This is a genomic window from Methanooceanicella nereidis (assembly GCF_021023085.1).
Classification (GTDB): Archaea; Halobacteriota; Methanocellia; order Methanocellales; family Methanocellaceae; genus Methanooceanicella; species Methanooceanicella nereidis.
The window spans coordinates 94,407-110,070 of record NZ_PGCK01000001.1; the positions used below are offsets into that span (position 1 = coordinate 94,407).

26 protein-coding genes and 1 tRNA gene are annotated in these 15,664 nt (G+C 49.4%); 3 read left to right on the top strand and 24 right to left on the bottom strand.

Annotation, left to right across the window (positions count from 1 at the left end; translation table 11 throughout):
- Positions 1-214 precede the first annotated feature (214 nt).
- The 3 genes from CUJ83_RS00540 to CUJ83_RS00550 all read left to right on the top strand — a co-directional run bounded on the left by CUJ83_RS00540 (position 215) and on the right by CUJ83_RS00550 (position 2,490).
- Positions 215-751: a hypothetical protein gene (locus tag CUJ83_RS00540; RefSeq protein ID WP_230739335.1), complete on the top strand. Its 537-nt coding sequence runs from the start codon at positions 215-217 to the stop codon at positions 749-751.
- Between the two features lie 75 nt (positions 752-826).
- Entirely contained in the window at positions 827-2,356 is a 1,530-nt protein-coding gene (locus CUJ83_RS00545; protein WP_230739337.1) for a cryptochrome/photolyase family protein, read from the top strand.
- The gene (locus CUJ83_RS00550) at positions 2,353-2,490 is read left to right on the top strand and encodes a hypothetical protein (RefSeq protein WP_230739344.1); all 138 of its coding nucleotides are present in this window, start codon (positions 2,353-2,355) and stop codon (positions 2,488-2,490) included. The genes CUJ83_RS00545 and CUJ83_RS00550 overlap by 4 nt, the downstream gene beginning before the upstream one ends.
- A gap of 305 nt (positions 2,491-2,795) precedes the next feature.
- Here the strand turns inward: CUJ83_RS00550 and CUJ83_RS00555 are convergent.
- The 24 genes from CUJ83_RS00555 to CUJ83_RS00670 all read right to left on the bottom strand — a co-directional run bounded on the left by CUJ83_RS00555 (position 2,796) and on the right by CUJ83_RS00670 (position 15,660).
- Positions 2,796-2,903: transfer RNA gene (locus CUJ83_RS00555), tRNA-Ser, on the bottom strand.
- 27 nt (positions 2,904-2,930) lie between these two features.
- Positions 2,931-3,923 carry an RNA-guided pseudouridylation complex pseudouridine synthase subunit Cbf5 gene (locus tag CUJ83_RS00560; protein ID WP_230739346.1) on the bottom strand — a complete coding sequence of 331 codons (993 nt, stop codon included), beginning with the start codon at positions 3,921-3,923 and terminating at the stop codon, positions 2,931-2,933.
- The gene (gene cmk / locus CUJ83_RS00565) at positions 3,920-4,447 is read right to left on the bottom strand and encodes a (d)CMP kinase (protein WP_230739348.1); all 528 of its coding nucleotides are present in this window, start codon (positions 4,445-4,447) and stop codon (positions 3,920-3,922) included. Before cmk ends, CUJ83_RS00560 begins: the two co-directional genes overlap by 4 nt.
- Before the next feature lie 2 nt (positions 4,448-4,449).
- Positions 4,450-5,079: a DUF106 domain-containing protein gene (locus tag CUJ83_RS00570; protein ID WP_230739358.1), complete on the bottom strand. Its 630-nt coding sequence runs from the start codon at positions 5,077-5,079 to the stop codon at positions 4,450-4,452.
- Between the two features lie 50 nt (positions 5,080-5,129).
- Complete coding sequence (locus CUJ83_RS00575) at positions 5,130-5,780, bottom strand: adenylate kinase (RefSeq protein WP_230739360.1); 651 nt, start codon at positions 5,778-5,780, stop codon at positions 5,130-5,132.
- Between the two features lie 6 nt (positions 5,781-5,786).
- The gene (secY, locus tag CUJ83_RS00580) at positions 5,787-7,316 is read right to left on the bottom strand and encodes a preprotein translocase subunit SecY (RefSeq protein WP_230739362.1); all 1,530 of its coding nucleotides are present in this window, start codon (positions 7,314-7,316) and stop codon (positions 5,787-5,789) included.
- Positions 7,317-7,356: 40 nt separating this feature from the next.
- Positions 7,357-7,797: an uL15m family ribosomal protein gene (locus CUJ83_RS00585; protein WP_230739371.1), complete on the bottom strand. Its 441-nt coding sequence runs from the start codon at positions 7,795-7,797 to the stop codon at positions 7,357-7,359.
- Between the two features lie 5 nt (positions 7,798-7,802).
- Positions 7,803-8,264 carry a 50S ribosomal protein L30 gene (locus CUJ83_RS00590; protein ID WP_230739373.1) on the bottom strand — a complete coding sequence of 154 codons (462 nt, stop codon included), beginning with the start codon at positions 8,262-8,264 and terminating at the stop codon, positions 7,803-7,805.
- A 1-nt stretch (position 8,265) separates the two neighbouring features.
- Complete coding sequence (locus CUJ83_RS00595; RefSeq protein ID WP_230739375.1) at positions 8,266-8,889, bottom strand: 30S ribosomal protein S5; 624 nt, start codon at positions 8,887-8,889, stop codon at positions 8,266-8,268.
- Between the two features lie 2 nt (positions 8,890-8,891).
- Positions 8,892-9,458, bottom strand: coding sequence for a 50S ribosomal protein L18 (locus CUJ83_RS00600; RefSeq protein ID WP_230739377.1), 567 nt, complete (start codon positions 9,456-9,458; stop codon positions 8,892-8,894).
- Between the two features lie 12 nt (positions 9,459-9,470).
- Positions 9,471-9,923 (bottom strand): 50S ribosomal protein L19e, encoded by a 453-nt coding sequence (locus CUJ83_RS00605; protein WP_230739379.1) that lies wholly within the window; start codon positions 9,921-9,923, stop codon positions 9,471-9,473.
- Positions 9,924-10,541: a 50S ribosomal protein L32e gene (locus tag CUJ83_RS00610; RefSeq protein WP_230739382.1), complete on the bottom strand. Its 618-nt coding sequence runs from the start codon at positions 10,539-10,541 to the stop codon at positions 9,924-9,926.
- A gap of 5 nt (positions 10,542-10,546) precedes the next feature.
- Positions 10,547-11,083: a 50S ribosomal protein L6 gene (locus CUJ83_RS00615; protein ID WP_230739384.1), complete on the bottom strand. Its 537-nt coding sequence runs from the start codon at positions 11,081-11,083 to the stop codon at positions 10,547-10,549.
- Between the two features lie 25 nt (positions 11,084-11,108).
- Positions 11,109-11,501: a 30S ribosomal protein S8 gene (locus tag CUJ83_RS00620; protein ID WP_230739386.1), complete on the bottom strand. Its 393-nt coding sequence runs from the start codon at positions 11,499-11,501 to the stop codon at positions 11,109-11,111.
- Between the two features lie 10 nt (positions 11,502-11,511).
- Positions 11,512-11,664 carry a 30S ribosomal protein S14 gene (locus CUJ83_RS00625; protein ID WP_230739388.1) on the bottom strand — a complete coding sequence of 51 codons (153 nt, stop codon included), beginning with the start codon at positions 11,662-11,664 and terminating at the stop codon, positions 11,512-11,514.
- Complete coding sequence (locus tag CUJ83_RS00630) at positions 11,664-12,173, bottom strand: 50S ribosomal protein L5 (protein ID WP_369423853.1); 510 nt, start codon at positions 12,171-12,173, stop codon at positions 11,664-11,666. Before CUJ83_RS00630 ends, CUJ83_RS00625 begins: the two co-directional genes overlap by 1 nt.
- The gene (locus CUJ83_RS00635) at positions 12,173-12,880 is read right to left on the bottom strand and encodes a 30S ribosomal protein S4e (protein ID WP_230739397.1); all 708 of its coding nucleotides are present in this window, start codon (positions 12,878-12,880) and stop codon (positions 12,173-12,175) included. Before CUJ83_RS00635 ends, CUJ83_RS00630 begins: the two co-directional genes overlap by 1 nt.
- Positions 12,881-13,237, bottom strand: coding sequence for a 50S ribosomal protein L24 (gene rplX, locus CUJ83_RS00640; protein WP_230739399.1), 357 nt, complete (start codon positions 13,235-13,237; stop codon positions 12,881-12,883). It lies immediately after the preceding gene.
- Between the two features lie 12 nt (positions 13,238-13,249).
- Positions 13,250-13,648: a 50S ribosomal protein L14 gene (locus CUJ83_RS00645; protein WP_230739401.1), complete on the bottom strand. Its 399-nt coding sequence runs from the start codon at positions 13,646-13,648 to the stop codon at positions 13,250-13,252.
- Positions 13,645-13,968, bottom strand: a complete 324-nt coding sequence (locus CUJ83_RS00650; protein WP_230739403.1) for a 30S ribosomal protein S17 — start codon at positions 13,966-13,968, stop codon at positions 13,645-13,647. The genes CUJ83_RS00645 and CUJ83_RS00650 overlap by 4 nt, the downstream gene beginning before the upstream one ends.
- A gap of 64 nt (positions 13,969-14,032) precedes the next feature.
- Positions 14,033-14,302 carry a ribonuclease P protein component 1 gene (locus CUJ83_RS00655; protein WP_230739405.1) on the bottom strand — a complete coding sequence of 90 codons (270 nt, stop codon included), beginning with the start codon at positions 14,300-14,302 and terminating at the stop codon, positions 14,033-14,035.
- A gap of 47 nt (positions 14,303-14,349) precedes the next feature.
- Positions 14,350-14,655 (bottom strand): stress response translation initiation inhibitor YciH, encoded by a 306-nt coding sequence (yciH, locus tag CUJ83_RS00660; RefSeq protein WP_230739406.1) that lies wholly within the window; start codon positions 14,653-14,655, stop codon positions 14,350-14,352.
- Between the two features lies 1 nt (position 14,656).
- Positions 14,657-14,860 carry a 50S ribosomal protein L29 gene (gene rpmC, locus CUJ83_RS00665; protein WP_230739408.1) on the bottom strand — a complete coding sequence of 68 codons (204 nt, stop codon included), beginning with the start codon at positions 14,858-14,860 and terminating at the stop codon, positions 14,657-14,659.
- Entirely contained in the window at positions 14,860-15,660 is an 801-nt protein-coding gene (locus CUJ83_RS00670; RefSeq protein WP_230739410.1) for a 30S ribosomal protein S3, read from the bottom strand. The genes rpmC and CUJ83_RS00670 overlap by 1 nt, the downstream gene beginning before the upstream one ends.
- Positions 15,661-15,664 lie beyond the last annotated feature (4 nt).

Here is a 15,664-nt window from a genome sequence, read left to right on the forward strand (position 1 = left end):
CCTTAGCATAAAACAGGTTTATAAATCATGCTTGCCAGCCAGTAAATAGGTATTGGACCGGCACACATTTTATAAGGCTTAAGCATTAAAAACTTAATGTATTTTAAAATTATAATTACTCTTTATTAATTATACGATTCATTAACCGATAAGGATATACGTTAAAGGATAATAATATGAATTATTTGGGGGGTAAGCTATCAGAGAGGGTTGAATGTTCGGCTTACCAAATATTTTCAGGGTCCGAAAAGGACACGAAGGACCTCAAAAACTCGATATTACTATCCAGCAACAATGTGTGACAGATCAATATACCTTTTCTGACGATTACTTCGAGTTCGAGAAAGAGGTCTATGAAGTAAAGTTCGCAATAATCGAGGCTTTAACTAAATTCGATAGTGAAAATTCTATTATGTATCTAAAGAAACTGTCCGGTCTCTCTGCAAAAGCGATATACAGGCGTAACCTGCGAGAGATAATGGTGATAGACGATACGACCACGGATATTAAAGAAACGCTGGAAACGATGCTGTCAGAATTAAAAGAGCCAAGGAACCTAACGGAAAACATTGAGGAGACAAAACAATATATGTTCATCCGCCTGAGCCTTATCCCGGTATGTTCCATGATCAGCACAATGAGGTCCCACACGACGGCAGCTATAGGCGAAGCAAACTATGAGATAGACGATAAGATCCAGGCAGTCCAGAAGTTCCTGATGGACTATGAGACTAACGTGGCCAGAATATAAATAAAAAAGCCTTCTAATTTTTAACAAATTTTCATTTAATGTTTTTATACATATTTTACAACGATTAATACGCCTATGGAAAATGAAAGATATAGCGTATTAGTCCTCGGGGATCAGCTTAAACCTGACATCTCGTCCATCGCATCATCCGGAACAAAAAACATACTGATGGTTGAATCCGTAAAGAAATGCACGTCAGGAAAATGGCATAAAAGGCGCTTAGCCTTCGTGATCTCTGCTATGAGGCATTTCCGGGACGTTCTTAAGGATGAAGGCTTTAACGTAGACTATCATGAATGGGCGGATGACTTCACTTCTGCGATCAATGAACATATCGAAGAAAATGACATAGAAAAGCTGTTCGTGATGAAGCCAGTTAACCGTGAAGGTGCCGGATTCGTTAATTCTTTGAGTAACATAAATAGTATAGACGTCGAAGTCACTGAAAATGACATGTTCATATGCCCGGAAAATGAGTTCGTTGATTGGCTAAACAAACAAAGATCACCGCTGATGGAAAACTTTTACCGCACGATGAGAAAGACGAGAAAAGTACTGATGGACGGTAAAGATCCGGCCGGCGGTAAATGGAACTTTGATAAAGAGAACAGGGAAAAACCAAAAAAGGAGTTAAGCTATCAGGAACCTCCCGGATTTAAGGATGACAAAACAACAAAAAAGGTCATAGATGACATCAATGATAAATTCCCCGACAATTTCGGTAAGCTTAACTCGCTTGAAGTCCCCGTGGACAGAAAAGGCGCGCTAAGATACATAAAAGACTTCATCGATAATAAACTTGAAAAGTTCGGGCCTTACGAGGACGCGATGGTGTCCGGAAACATGGTGATGTACCATTCAAGGGCATCGATATTAATGAACGTAGGACTGCTGCACCCGGAAGAATGCGTCAGGATGGCTGAAAAAGCATACAACGATAAAAAAGTCCCGATAAACTCCGCAGAAGGCTATGTCAGGCAGATAATGGGATGGCGCGAGTACATGGCAGGAATGTATATTGCGACATCCTCGAAAATACTGAGCTACAACTTCTTAAATTGTAAAAGAAGCCTCCCGTCATTTTACTGGGATGAAAACCTCACAGACATGAACTGTCTTTACAACGCGGTAAGATCCGTCAGAGAAACGGGCTATACTCACCACATAGTCAGGCTCATGGTACTGGGTAATTTTGCACTTATCGCAGGTATAATGCCAAAAGAGGTCTCGGACTGGTTCCTGGAAACCTATGAAGATGCATACGAGTGGGTAGTCACCCCCAACGTTATCTGCATGTCCCAGTTCGCCGACGGTGGCATCATAGCAACAAAACCCTACGCATCCTCTGCCAATTACATCAACAAGATGAGCGACTACTGCAAAGACTGTAAATATTCCCCCCACGAAAAGCTAAAGGAAAATGCCTGCCCGTTCAATTACCTGTACTGGGATTTTCTAAAAAGAAATAGAAAGCGGCTTGAAAGAACAGGCAGAATGGGCCTTGCATATAATCTGTTAGATAAACAAGATCCGGATATGATAAAAGCCTGCATAAAAAAATCGAAAGAGTTTTTAGAATCGCTCAAGACCGGAAGACAATATTGAACACATTTTATACTGCATATCGTCTCTATTTTAAAGGTGCCGCGTTCGGCAGAGGTTTTTCAGGTCTGCCCGAGCAAAGCGAGGGGTGCGTAGATGGCAGGGTAATGGACGCCGCCTCAGTCGGCGTCGCTTAGGGCTTGCGAGCATAACAGAGCGAAGCGAATGTTATGCGGTATGCAAGCCCGGCCCTGCCATCGAAGCACCTGAAAAACCGGAGTAGCGGGGAAGCGAACGAAGAGAGCGAACGAGCGTCGAACCGCGTGAAAGAATAAATTAAAGATAAACAAAAAGAACGAGAGTCGAACAACGAAAAAGAATAACTATTAGACGCAGGAAAACTTTTTTCAAAAAGTTTTCCGCTGGCCTTTCAAAAACTTTTAACGGTAGCAACTCCTGCGGAGTTGCAAAATGATTTCTAAAAGAATAATAAAATAGAAAGCGCCGGGGAAGGGACTCGAACCCTTGCGAGAGTTGCCCCTCACAAGCTCACTGGTCATCCTCATAAAGGAATTTCCAGGCTTGCGCCTTACCACTAGACTACCCCGGCATGTTGCACTCTTAATAAACACTTCTATCATTTAAATTTTTTCTTCCATTGCGATGGGTATATACCGGGCTGAATTATCACGCTATCAGTATCAACTGCCTGGCCTTCAGCGTTTTTCATTAATTCTTCGGTCGACATGCGGGAATTCCCGATGGAGACGACCTCACCCATATGTGTGAATATTGCCACCGTATCACCGGGTTGTATACCCGTTGAGACCTGACTTATGCCCTGCACGTGAAGCTGCGCGCCGCGCGCGAGCGCATCAACTGCAGAATCCTTTACGATGATCTTAGGAAGATGCCTTAACCCGAACTCCATAGGGTACAGGTATTTTTTTAGGAGCTTATCATCGCCGCTTTCCTCATAGATGACGTAAGCGTCCTTAAGCGTATGTAGATTCACTAAGGTCTCATCCTCTGAGAACGGGCCGGATTTCGTCCTTCTGAGCTCGTACATATGCGCACCGGGACCCAGCGCTTCGCCTATGTCGTGGCACAGTTTTCTAATGTATGTGCCGGCCTCGCAGCCGACCCTGAACAAAACGTCCCTTCCGTCTATCTCTAACAGTTCCAGATAATAAATAGTGCGTTTTCTAACCTGCCTTTTTACTGCGCTGACAAGCGGCGGGCGCTGATAAATGACGCCCTCGAACTCGCCCATTACGGACTTAAGTTTTGACGGGGGTATATCGGCATGAAGCCTCATGACGCACACATATTCTTTACCCGATAATAATAACGTTGAGACAAGCCGCGTCGCATCGCCCAGCATCATAGGCAGCACTCCGGTGACGTGCGGATCGAGCGTGCCGCTATGGCCTGCTCTTTTGATGTGCAGTATATCCTTGACCCAGGCTGCCACCTCATGGCTCGTGGGCCCCGGAGGCTTATCTAGATTAATAACGCCTTTTTCGAGAAGTTCCTTCACGGTACGGGAATACGGGTCCTTTCCGTAGCCCTGGGCCTTATCGTCGCTCCGTACCAGCATTTCTCGTTTAGTCTCACCGGGTAGTTTCATTTTGATTTCAGCTCTTCGATAGCTTTGGCGATTATTTTCGTGACACCTTTTGCGTCCCATTTCTTGGTGTCTATGATCAGGTCATAGTGCGTAAGGTCAGTGAGGTCGATCTCATAATAATTCCTATAGCGAGTGAGTTCGCAGATCTCCCTTACACGGGTCTCATCATATGCCTGGTCGTAAGAGATGTTCTCCCGTTTAGCTATTCGCTCCGAACGTATCTCAAGGGGAGTCTTGAGCCATATCTTCAGGTCTGCGTTGATAGTGCGTCCGGCAAGCCTTCCTTCGACAAGTGTATCGGGATATTTGACAGACAGCTCTTTTTGCCTCTGGTCGATCGCGAGGTCTATGGAAGGGTCCTTTTCAGCCAGCGCGCCGAACTCCTCGAGGCTCATGCCTTTCTCCTGGGCCAGTTTCCTGAACTGTTCACCGGCAGATATGATCACAAATCCGTACTTTGAGGAGATCTCCTTAGCTACAGAGGTCTTTCCTGAACCGGGCTGTCCGCCTAGCGTGATGATCATTTCTATACACCGACATTGAACGCCTTACGGATAACCTGGCTAACAGCTAGCGAACACATAATTGACCATACTATCCAGTACTGGAATACGAAGAAAGCAGTGGTGGTAAAGAGTTGCTCTCCCCAGAACGGAAATGTCATTGACATTCCCGCATGCTGCGGCTGGGAAAGGTACCAGAATGCCCATATGAACAACGGGATAGATATGAGCGTGATATATGCAAGAGGCTTCATCTGCTGTTTGGACATTGACGTCTGATCCTCCAGCATGGACATGCGCTCCTCTTCCAGTTTCTTTAGCTTATGCTTGTTCCCTGAAAGCTGTGCCTCACGGAACTCCTTCTGGAACACCTTATTTTTCTCAGTGACCCTCCTCATCAATTCCCAGTTCATAGTATATTTCTGGATAAAAGACGAGCATGTAGCCACTATTATAGCGATGACCATTATCACTATGTAAAATGGCATGGTCGTAATGATCGGTTCCACCAGCTTATCGACACCACCGGCGACTACGTCCCTGAATGTCGGACCCAGTACGAACGATGCGATAAGCACACCAAAACCGAGGATCAAAATTATACGTTCAATGTTAGCCATCAGGCTTGATTTTTCCTTCCCCTTGTCGCTCATTTATACTCACCAATACATAATTAATAAAATAAATATAAAAATATAAAACATTATTGGAACTTTACAAGAGCAGCCCTTATCTCCGATGTGACATCTTCGATCTCTTTTTCGCCGTCGACATCTATCAGCAGGTCCTGCCCCTTATAATAGTCCAATACTGGCTCTGTCTGATTCTTATAAACTTCAAGCCTGTTCTTTATAGCGGCCTCTTTGTCATCATCCCTCTGATAAAGTTCACCGCCACAGAGATCGCAGAGATCCTTGGTCTTTGACGGATTGAACATCAGGTGATACGATGCGCCGCACTTCTTGCAGATCCTTCTTCCGGATAATCTTCTTACCAGCTCGTTAGTGCCCACGTCGATGTTGATGACCGCATCGAGTTTCTTGTTGATCTCATCCAGTATCACGTCCAGGGCTTTTGCCTGGGGTATAGTCCTTGGGAAACCATCAAGAAGGAACCCTTTGCGAGTGTCTGGCCTTTCAAGCCTTTCCTTTATAAGATCGATAAGTAATTTGTCCGGGACAAGCTCTCCCTTATCCATATAAGTCTTAGCTTTCTTGCCCAGCTCGGTACCATTTTTAACGTTCTCCCTCAGGATATCTCCGGTGGAGATATGGGGGATGTTGTACTCCTCTGATAAAAATTTAGCCTGGGTGCCTTTACCGGCACCAGGCGGACCGAATAGAACGATCTGCATCTAAACCTACTCCTCACCGAGGAATTTACGCATGAGCGGGTGCATCTCCATGAGCTGTTCGCTAGCGAACTTTTCGTAGAGCTGATAGATGATGCTCACAGCAAGAAGCATACCGGTACCTCCGATGCCACCCAATAGACCGAACATGCTCGCGATAAGCGTAAGAACGCCTATGAAAGCACCGCCTATGACCGTGACCTTCGGGATATAACGGGATACCACCTTTTCGATGACCTGCTCATTTCTTCTGAAGCCCGGTATCTGCATACCGCTTCTCTGGATCTGCTTCGCGACACGGGAAGCGCCCATGCCGGTCGTCTCGACCCAGAATATAGCGAACAGTATACCGCCTGCGATCAGGATGAACGCGTCTACGAGGAAGTGTAAACCGATCTGCCATAGCTGTATACCGGGATATGCCTGGGCAGCCAGCGACGGGATCCAATCCTGCGGACCCCTTATCGGGTTCAGGTAGAACACAAGGCCTGATACAGGTGTACCATACTGGTCATACTGCCCGAGCCATGTGAAATTATACCTGTTATATAACAAGCTGCCGATCAATTGAACGTTCGCCTGCAGTGCCCTGACAAGGATCATCGGTAAGACCGACGCGTAAATTAATTTTACGGGGAACTTACCGCGTGCACCCCTTACCGAAGAGTGTGCAAGAGGGATCTCTATCCTGGTGGATTCAACGTACACGACAAGCAGGAAGATGATGACCGTTGCGAATAACGCAAGTATCTCACCGCGGGTCAGCATGAGCAATAGACCGTTAGAGGTCAGCAGATAGTTAAGGCCGATGCTGGGATCGGTCAGTAAATACTGCCATTTGAACAGGAAACCAATGGGAAGGTTATCCCTGCCGCCTAACTCGGCTATGTTCAAGCCTATAGGCTTGCCGATGAACGGCGGGTTCCAGTTGAATATGCCGCTGATGAGAGCCTGTGCCACACCTGCAACGATGAATAAGCTTACACCGCTCCCGATACCCCATTTGGACACAATTTCGTCCATATAAAGGATCAGGACGCCGCCTATGAATATCTGAATGAATATAATAAAGGCGAGGAGGCCGGTGTCTATACCCAGCGTCGATGCGATACCTGCATCGGGCTGGAGGAAGCCTCCGAATATCTGGGGAAGGGTCTCAAGGACTATCATCACAAAAACCAAAAGCTTTTGGAGTCCCTGAAAGATCGCTTGATCCTTCGGTTGAGAAACATCGAGCGGTAGTATTTCAGCACCTACCAGAAGCTGCAGCACTATCGAAGCCGTGACTATAGGCCCGATACCAAGCAGGATGATTGAACCGGACGCACCTGCGAATATCGCACGATATGATTCAAGTACGTCCTGAGAATCCTTGCTTAGCCCGAATACTGCAATATTCGATAGTATGAAGTACAATACTAATATCCCTACAGTCCACATGAATTTCTTCTTGAAGTGGACATGTTTTTCCGGCCGTTTTACGGCCGGAAGCTTCCTGAGGAAGGGTTCAATTCGATCTTTTATACCCGTTTCTCCCATTATGACACCTTTCTTTTTGTATGTCCGTACAACGCGTGTCTCACGCGGTCTCTGTCTCGGTTATAATTTGTCCGCCAAGCTCTTCAATCTTTGCCTTAGCCGATGCGGACGCGTTGCTTACTGTGATCACGTATTTCTTGCTTACGTTGCCATTGCCAAGTAATTTGTCAATGCCAAGGTCGTCAAGATTTATCGCGATCGCGCCGTCTTTTTCCTGAGCAAGTCCGGTCTCAATAAGGTTATCGGCGATCTCGTCGATCTCGCCGATGTTAATGAAGGAGACTACGGTCTGTGTCACAAGAGGCCTCTTGAAGCCGTGTTTACCGTACATCCAGCCTTCCCTCATTGCCCGGAAGGTGTGGTGCTTGCAGGCGCCAGCGTGTCCTCTGCCACCGCGGCTTCCACCGTTACGGCGGTTCTTGTGGGTTCCTCCCCCACAAGTTCTGGAGCCCCTGTATGACTTATTCTTTTGTTTTACCATGATGATCACCTCATGCGCTCGATGAGATCTGAGATCTCCTCACCGTAGTTGCCCAGAGCACCGCCCTGCTGGTATGTCCTCTTAAGGCCTGAGTGGCCTTTCCTTGGCGGGTGCATCCTGAATACGGGCTTTAAGTTTGGCATATCATCGAGCTTTGCTTTTCCGTCCACCACTGCAGCCGCGAATTCCGCGATGTTCTTGTACCCGGAGTTCTGTGCGACGTACTCGTCGGTCAGCTTAACGCCGCCTTCAAGCTTGCCACGGTTCTCGAGTATGGTGACGAGCGCCTCGGAGTTTATCGGTCCGAACGCTACAAAGTCCTTTACGACCTGGATCATGCCCTTGTAGTTCGGCGTCTCGGGGACGACGACACAGTGGTTGATCTGGTTCAGGCGGAGCATCTTTAATGTATCCTTGATCTCCGGCCTGGTATTTACTGTACCCCTGAGCCTTATGATAGCATACATTTTACTCTGCCTCCTTCTTGGTCCTGATGGTATTGGTCTTCTCAAGAGCCCTGTAGGTAGCCAGTGCGTAGTTGATCGTGGTCCTGGTCTCACCCTCGGTCCTTGACCAGACATCCTTGTATCCGGCCATCTCGAGCACCTTCTTTGCAGGTCCGCCTGCAGCGATGCCGAGACCTCTTGGCGCCGGTATGAGGGTGACCGTTAATGAGCCTGCCTTGCCCTCTACCTTGCTCGGTACGGTGTGCGATAAGCCGCAGCCGCATTCCCATGAGCCGCAGCCGCGCTTTACGTTGATTATGTTAAGCTTGGCCATCTCTATGGCTTTCCTTATTGCGGGGCCGACCTGTACGTCCTTACCCTCAGCAAGACCCACGTAGCCGTTACCGTTGCCGATGACGACGGTGGTCCTGAATTTTACTCTCCTGCCCGAGTCAGTCATTCTCTGGACCATCTTAATGTCCAGAACCTCATCTACCAGGTCCGGTATGAGCGCGTCGACGATCTCCGGCTCTTTAATTGGCAGCCCGGTGTCAAAAGCCTCTTCGATGGTCTTTATCTTACCCTCGGCCACCAGCTTACCTAGTCTGGTCTTTGGGACCCATGCTACTTCCTGTTCGTAGACCATGTTTATTCTCCCTCAAATTCGCTGGTTATCTTGTTCTTCACTTCATCGAAGTGTGCCGGAAGGTCCGACGCTTTCAAGCCTCTCTTCTCGTACTCGGAGAAGCTGCTCTCGGAGTTACCTGCGACGTGCTCTCCCCTGATCCTCTCATCGGAGGGGAAGATCTCCTCATCACACGGTATCTCAAGTCCTGCGTCTATTGCGCCCTTAAGCGCGGCGTAGACCCTGGAACCTTTCCTGTTGGTCGCGAGACCTGCATCGAGAACTGCCTCTTCGACACCTGCCTCCAGTGCCCTGAAGCCTGCGAGCATACCTGTAAGGTACGCTGCAGAGGTGTTCTTTGTCGCACCCTTGTAGTCAAAGTCCTTTGTAAGATCCTTAGAGGTCGCGGAAGCCAGAACATAGTCGCCGTCCGGCTTTGCGATTATTACCTGGGCGATGATCTGGTTCAGCGTCTTTCTTACTACAAGCCTTGGTTTCTTTGAAACGATAAGCTTAAGCCTCTGGTGGTAATCGGTCTTACCTTCCCTTCTTCTCCTGAAGGCTACCTTATATCTTGGTCCTGTTGCCATTCTTAGCACCTCTTATTTCTTATGCGCTGAATATGCTATGTACGACTTCAGGTGCGCAACGTTCCTGAACTCTCCACCTTTCGCTTTTCTGTACAGCTTGCGATACTGGCCCGGAGCGAGACTCTTTTCGTCGTCCCTCATCTCCTTCAGAAGTTTTCTCTGAGCCCTTATCTTCCTCATCCACAGCTCTTTCTTCGGAGTGCGGGCACCCTTTGCGCCTCTGCGGCTTCCGTGTCCCTTGCGGTGTCCCTTCTCGCGCTTTATGTCGCGAGCGCGGGCCCTGCCACGGCTAATGCCTACAGCTGCGGTCCTCTTTATGATGCCCTGCTCTATAAGGCCCCTGATGTCTTCCCTGGTGATCGCGGTCGCAATGTCCTCTCCTCTTTCCGGGTCCATCCATACTCTTGTCTGGCCTACCTTGAGCAGTGCTGCTGCAAGTCTCTTCTGGTTTGAAAGGTCAGTCATTTACTGTACCTCCTCAAAGGTGTTTAACGGGTTCAGGACCTTGATGTTCAGCTCTTTTGCTAACTTCTCGATCTCGATCTTTTTCTTCTTGCCGACGGTACCTGCTATCCTGATAGCCTGTAGCCTGGTCACGCTCCTGACATCTTCGGGCTTGCTTACGTAAACTTCCTCGTAGCCGGACGGGTGGTATCCGTTGATGACTGCCGGGGAACCGTATCCTGCCTTGACACGTGCGCCCTTTGCCTTGCGGTTCCTTCTCAGCTGTGAGTGGTGACCCCTTGGCCTTCTCCAGTTAGGTGCGAGCTTGTCCTTTTTGTGAGCGTCAATCCTTCTGAATTCCGGGTGTGATGCCTTGTTGGTCTTTCTCGCTCCAAGAAGCCTCTTCGTCTCTTCGTCGAGCTCCAGCGAGGATTTCTCGACCGGTCTCGGGAGAGGCCTTGCCTTTACCTGAGGCGCTGCTGCTTTTGCGGACTCTTTGCGGACTCCCTTGACTGCTTTGGCTTCTGCCTTTGCAGCGGTCTTGGTCTCGGCGGCCTTGACCTCGATGGACTCTTCCTTTAATTTCTTAGCTTCTGCCTTGGAGCCCTTTGATTCCTTGGTTGATTTTTTAGCTGCCATTAAGATCACGCCTTCTTGGTTATGTAAATTCCATCCTGGAATACTCTCGGGTCTCTCTTCCTGATACGGCAAGCCTGCTCGATGTTAGCCGCAGTCTGGCCGACATGCTCCTTGTTGATACCGGTCAAGACCAGCCTGTCACCCTGGAGGTCGACCTTAGTGTCGCCCATGATGGTCGCTGACCTTGGCTTTCTCTCTCCGAGGAAATTCCCGATCGATACTTTGCTGTCCTTACCCTCGACCTTCACCTGTATAGGGAAGTGGGTATAGACGATCTTCATGTTGTACTCGAATCCCTCGGATACACCCGTGATCATGTTATTGATATGAGATGCGTAGGTTCCGACGGTGGCCTTGGACTGTTTTTCGTCCCTTACGGTCTCGACTAAGACCTTTTCACCGTCTACCTTGACCGATATTCCCGGATACTTGAAGTCGCGGGATATCTGTCCCTTTTGACCCTTTGCGGTCAAAGTTGCACCGTTTACAGATACGGTTACACCCTGGGGGATCTCTACCTCTCTGATTTTTTCTGCTGCCATTTGAGCATCCCTCAAAATATTTTAATTAATATACGTAAGCGAGAATCTCTCCGCCTATACCCTTCTTCGCAGCGTCATAATGTGACATGACACCCTGCGAGGTTGTGAGTATAAGGAAACCGAAGTTCCTTGCGGGTAAGAATCTCTTTTCCCATTTCTCCATATCGGCTTTGCCTACGGCAAACCTTGGCTTTACGACACCACACTTGTTTATCCTTCCGACGAGGCTGACCTTAAGCATGCCTGCCTTGCCGTTATCGATGAACTCGTACTCGCCAACGTAGCCCTCGTCCTGCATGACTTTCAGGACGTTGCCGATGATCTTGGATGCTGGGTTTAATACGCACTCCTGCTTTCCGGTCGCCTCAGCGTTCTTTATGACAGAGAGCGCATTTGCCAATGGATCTAATAATACCATGATATCGACCTCACTCGTACTTTTGGAAACCCATGTCCTGGGCTATTTCCCTGAAGCACTGGCGGCATACATAGACGCCATATTTCCTTATAAGCCCCTGCTTGCGTCCGCATCTGCGGCAAACGTTGGCGCCCAGTCCGAATTTTTTGCCAGATCTTTCCATTATTTTACCTCCACGCCATAGTTCTTAGAGATATACTCGATCGAGTCATCCTTTGTAAGCTTGTGGTTCGTGGGTACTACCTTCTTCTGAACCTTTCTGCGCTTTATCCTGTATCCCGGCCTCTCGACCGATACGATAACGTCCATTCCATAGATACCTATCTCGGGATTGTATTCCATTCCCGGAAAGTCCGTGTGTTCCTCGATACCGAATGAGAAATTGCCATTGTTGTCAAAGTTACTCGGACTGAGGGTGTTCTCTCTTATCGCAAAAGCGGTCTTCAGGAACTTATCAGCGAGTTCGCCGCGCAGCGTGACTTTGCAGCCGATAGGCTCATTCTTCTTGATGTTGAAGCTCGGAAGGGTCTTCTTCGCGACTGTTCTGACGGGTGTCTGGCCTGTGATGGTCTTCATGATCATCTCGGCGTTGGAAAGTTTCTTACCGGACTCGCCCACGCTCATGTGGACTGTGACCTTCTCTACCCTGGGGATCACCATGTCATTAGCCATCATGCCTTAACCCCCAGTTCCAGTACTGGTGAATCCTTTCCGACTACGAATATATAATCTTCAATAGTGTCGAACTGTCCGTCCTTGCCCTCGATGGTCACGGTGTTTGCCGATGAGCTCTTTACGACGTTTATGTTCTTTACGGTGCCGAGCGTACCTGCATGCTTACCGTCGACGACCATTACAAAGCTGCCTACGTTATACGGTAAGTGCTCTGTGATCTTCTTCTCGGGGACGCTTAAGAGTACGCTGTCCTTGGTGTGGAAGTCGTTCGATGCGAGCATCGTCGTGCCGTCGTGGAAGTTCAGCTGGATCTTGCCGCCCTTTACTGCGGTCTTGTTGACGATCTTGCAAAGCTTGGTGCCTGCGTCGGTTACCTTGACCAGCTTTAACTTTCCGTTCCCGCCGATCATGACCCTGTAGCTTAACTCAAGGGCCGGTATGGTGATAACGTCGAACATGCCTACGATAAAGCGGTGGTCTTTCCTGACCTTGCCGTCTACCAGAACTTTACCTTCGTGAAGGATCTGCTTGATCTCCTTGCTCTTGTCAGCGAGACCGAGTATGTCCCTTAATACTATTAAGAGAGGCATTCCGTTCTCTTCGGAGTGCGCGCCTGGCGTTGGCTTTGCTACCCACGTTGAAGTCTTCCTGGTAATGGGCCACTTGCGCGGTGCTGCGACTCTCTTTAAATGTTTGCCTGCCATCTATTTCCTCTCCAGTGATGCAACTCTCTTCTCGTCCTCGAGGTTGAGCTTGGTTATCATAAGGTTCGACGGGTGGATGGGCCTTGCCTCTTCCTTTCCGTCTGCCTTCGCAACGGATACTCCCTCTACTGTTACGTGCTCCCTCTTGACGTCTACTTCGCGCACCTTGCCCTCTGTCCCGGCATGGTCGCCCCTCATTATCTTTACTACGTCGCCTACTATTACGCGGGCGCTCCTCTTGCTGTACTTCTTCTTGAGGTCTTCGCTGAGGTTAGCGGTCATGAACTTGGACTTGATGTGAAGCGGTGCGTTGTACCTGTACTTTCTCTGCTTTCTTGGCTGTGATGAAGTTACCATACAATCCACCTCTTACACGATTATCGTCGCAGTAGAGCCGATCTTTGCGTAACGCTCGGCTACTTCCCTTGCGACCGGGCCCTTGATCTCGGTACCCTTCGGGTCATTGTTATCGTCAACTACGACGCACGCGTTGTCCTCAAAAGATACGCGCATGCCGTTCGGCCTTCTGAACTCTTTCTTCTGGCGGACGATGACACACCTGACGATCTGCTTTCTCATCTCAGGGGTGCCCTTCTTGACGGATGCGATAAGGATATCGCCAAGGCCTGCACGCGGCATCCTGTTCTTGCGTCCCCTGTACTTAAGGACTGATATGACCTCTACGACCCTTGCGCCGGAGTTATCCGCGACATCGAGACGTGTCGCTGTGTGGACGGACCTTGGGACTTTTGCCTTGATCGCCTTCACTTCGATACCTCCACAATGACGAAGGTCTTAGTCTTGGAGAGAGGCCTGCACTCCGCTATGGTGACCTTGTCCCCTTCCTTTGCATCAATGCAGGGAGGGTTGTGGGCGTGGATCTTTGACCTCCTCTTCTCATACCTGTCATACTTAATGTTGCGCTTTAAGTACTCGCGCTGCACCACGACGGTCTTATCCATCTTGCTGGAGACCACGACGCCCTCGAGTAACTGTCCTCTGACACTTAAAGTGCCATGGAATGGACAGTTGGGGTCGGCGCACTCCTCCTGTGGCGCGGTTACGTTCAAACCAATGTCTTTTGCCATTTATATTCCTCTTCTCTACTTTACGAGGGTTAGCCGGTAGACCGACCACTTCCCCTTCAAGTGTTCATCTTCTTTTCTTTTTTGGAATCCTGTTTTCAGGTTGTGATAGTAATAGAGTCCCCAGGACTTTCACGCGTCTCCCGTCAGGGAGGGTGAATATGAACGAACAGCACGACTTTGGGACTTTTTTGTCGTGCTTTTCGGTCTTCAGGACGAGCATGTTTCGGGACTCGTCGATGACTGTCCCTTTAAGATCAGGATAGGCCGGGGAAACGACCTCGACCTCCAGACCTATCAGCTCGTGATAGACGATATTCTCCGGCGTGATGTCCATAAGACTACCCTTGCCTTCTTATACTTTTCCTATAGAGCAAGAGTTTTTTACTTTACGTCTATAGACTCGGATGAATAGCCGATGTTCTCCAGGATCTCTCTGACCTTTTCTTTGTGGTCGCCCTGGAGCTCTATCGTCCTATCCTTTATTGTCCCGCCGCAAGCACATTTCGCCTTAAGGAGGCTTGATAGCTCCTTAAGGTCTATGTCCTTGTCATCTATACCATCAACGATCGTTGCAACCTTGCCGAAGCGTCTTTTGTCAGTTGTTATCCTAACTCGCTGGGACTCCTTGGAGATCTCTTCGCATACGCAAAGGTCCTCCGGGAGTCCGCACTTGTCACATACGGCCAAGTTAACGCTTCTCCTCCTCGTGCTGGATCGTAAGTATCCTTGCAATGGTCCTTCTGAGCTCGCGTATCTTACCCGGGTTCTCGGGTGCACCGCCAGTCGCCGTTATGGCGCGCTGCTTGAGGAGCTCGTTCCTGAGGTCCTTGAGCTGCTTTGTGCGCTGGTCCCCGGACATATCGCGTATCTCTTTTGATCTGAGTATAGCCATTACTCTTCCCTCTTAGGTTTCTTAGAGGCCTTCTTTGGCTTGTCTTCAGCCGCGGCCCCTGCTTCAGCCTCTTCGACGGATTCGGCGATGATCTTCTCAACGGTTTCGGTAGTGGTCGCCTCGGTGACTGCCTCGGTTATGTCTGCCTTCGGGGCTGCCTCTGCCGCCCTGGCTGCCGGCTTCTCTACGGGAGCTGGCTCGACATCGATCTTGAGGATCTCGACCTGGTCCGGAAGCACCGCTCCGGGCGGCATTATCCTGACCTTTACGCCGATGATGCCTAATTTCTTCTTTGCGCGCGCGTATCCGACGTCGACGAGCTGTTCGATCGGCTTTCCGCAGTGGCCTATGTAGCCAGCTATGAACTTCTCGCGGCGCTTACGGGCACCGGTGAGCTTTCCGGCTATGACGATCTCACAGCCCATGGCCCCGGCGTCCATGATCCTCTGAAGCGTGGACTGTCCTGCCTTACGGAAGTACCATCCTCTCTCCAGCGCGTTCGCGAGCCTGGTCGCCATCATCTGGGCGTTAAGCTCGGGCTTCTTGACTTCCTGCACGTCGATCTGCGGGTTGTCCATCTTGAAGCGGGTGTCGAGGTCCCTTGTGTATTTCCTTATCATCTTACCGGCTTTACCGATGATCATTCCCGGCTTTTCGGCCTTGATGGTTATCTGGGTACCCATGGGGGTCCTGTTGATCTCCATTCCGCCGTATCCCGCACGGTCGAGCCTCTCGATGAAGAACTCATCTATCATGGCCTTCTTGAAGCCCTCGTTTACGAATTTCTTCTCTATCGCCAACTGC

Coding starts and splice junctions, on each gene's coding strand:
- CUJ83_RS00540 (WP_230739335.1), top strand. CDS start 215: ATGTTCGGCTTACCAAATATTTTCAGGGTCCGAAAAGGACACGAAGGA.
- CUJ83_RS00545 (WP_230739337.1), top strand. CDS start 827: ATGGAAAATGAAAGATATAGCGTATTAGTCCTCGGGGATCAGCTTAAA.
- CUJ83_RS00560 (WP_230739346.1), bottom strand. CDS start 3,923: ATGAAACTACCCGGTGAGACTAAACGAGAAATGCTGGTACGGAGCGAC.
- cmk (WP_230739348.1), bottom strand. CDS start 4,447: ATGATCATCACGCTAGGCGGACAGCCCGGTTCAGGAAAGACCTCTGTA.
- CUJ83_RS00570 (WP_230739358.1), bottom strand. CDS start 5,079: ATGAGCGACAAGGGGAAGGAAAAATCAAGCCTGATGGCTAACATTGAA.
- CUJ83_RS00575 (WP_230739360.1), bottom strand. CDS start 5,780: ATGCAGATCGTTCTATTCGGTCCGCCTGGTGCCGGTAAAGGCACCCAG.
- secY (WP_230739362.1), bottom strand. CDS start 7,316: ATGGGAGAAACGGGTATAAAAGATCGAATTGAACCCTTCCTCAGGAAG.
- CUJ83_RS00585 (WP_230739371.1), bottom strand. CDS start 7,797: ATGGTAAAACAAAAGAATAAGTCATACAGGGGCTCCAGAACTTGTGGG.
- CUJ83_RS00590 (WP_230739373.1), bottom strand. CDS start 8,264: ATGTATGCTATCATAAGGCTCAGGGGTACAGTAAATACCAGGCCGGAG.
- CUJ83_RS00595 (WP_230739375.1), bottom strand. CDS start 8,889: ATGGTCTACGAACAGGAAGTAGCATGGGTCCCAAAGACCAGACTAGGT.
- CUJ83_RS00600 (WP_230739377.1), bottom strand. CDS start 9,458: ATGGCAACAGGACCAAGATATAAGGTAGCCTTCAGGAGAAGAAGGGAA.
- CUJ83_RS00605 (WP_230739379.1), bottom strand. CDS start 9,923: ATGACTGACCTTTCAAACCAGAAGAGACTTGCAGCAGCACTGCTCAAG.
- CUJ83_RS00610 (WP_230739382.1), bottom strand. CDS start 10,541: ATGGCAGCTAAAAAATCAACCAAGGAATCAAAGGGCTCCAAGGCAGAA.
- CUJ83_RS00615 (WP_230739384.1), bottom strand. CDS start 11,083: ATGGCAGCAGAAAAAATCAGAGAGGTAGAGATCCCCCAGGGTGTAACC.
- CUJ83_RS00620 (WP_230739386.1), bottom strand. CDS start 11,501: ATGGTATTATTAGATCCATTGGCAAATGCGCTCTCTGTCATAAAGAAC.
- CUJ83_RS00625 (WP_230739388.1), bottom strand. CDS start 11,664: ATGGAAAGATCTGGCAAAAAATTCGGACTGGGCGCCAACGTTTGCCGC.
- CUJ83_RS00630 (WP_369423853.1), bottom strand. CDS start 12,173: ATGGCTAATGACATGGTGATCCCCAGGGTAGAGAAGGTCACAGTCCAC.
- CUJ83_RS00635 (WP_230739397.1), bottom strand. CDS start 12,880: ATGGCAGGCAAACATTTAAAGAGAGTCGCAGCACCGCGCAAGTGGCCC.
- rplX (WP_230739399.1), bottom strand. CDS start 13,237: ATGGTAACTTCATCACAGCCAAGAAAGCAGAGAAAGTACAGGTACAAC.
- CUJ83_RS00650 (WP_230739403.1), bottom strand. CDS start 13,968: ATGGCAAAAGACATTGGTTTGAACGTAACCGCGCCACAGGAGGAGTGC.
- CUJ83_RS00655 (WP_230739405.1), bottom strand. CDS start 14,302: ATGGACATCACGCCGGAGAATATCGTCTATCACGAGCTGATAGGTCTG.
- rpmC (WP_230739408.1), bottom strand. CDS start 14,860: ATGGCTATACTCAGATCAAAAGAGATACGCGATATGTCCGGGGACCAG.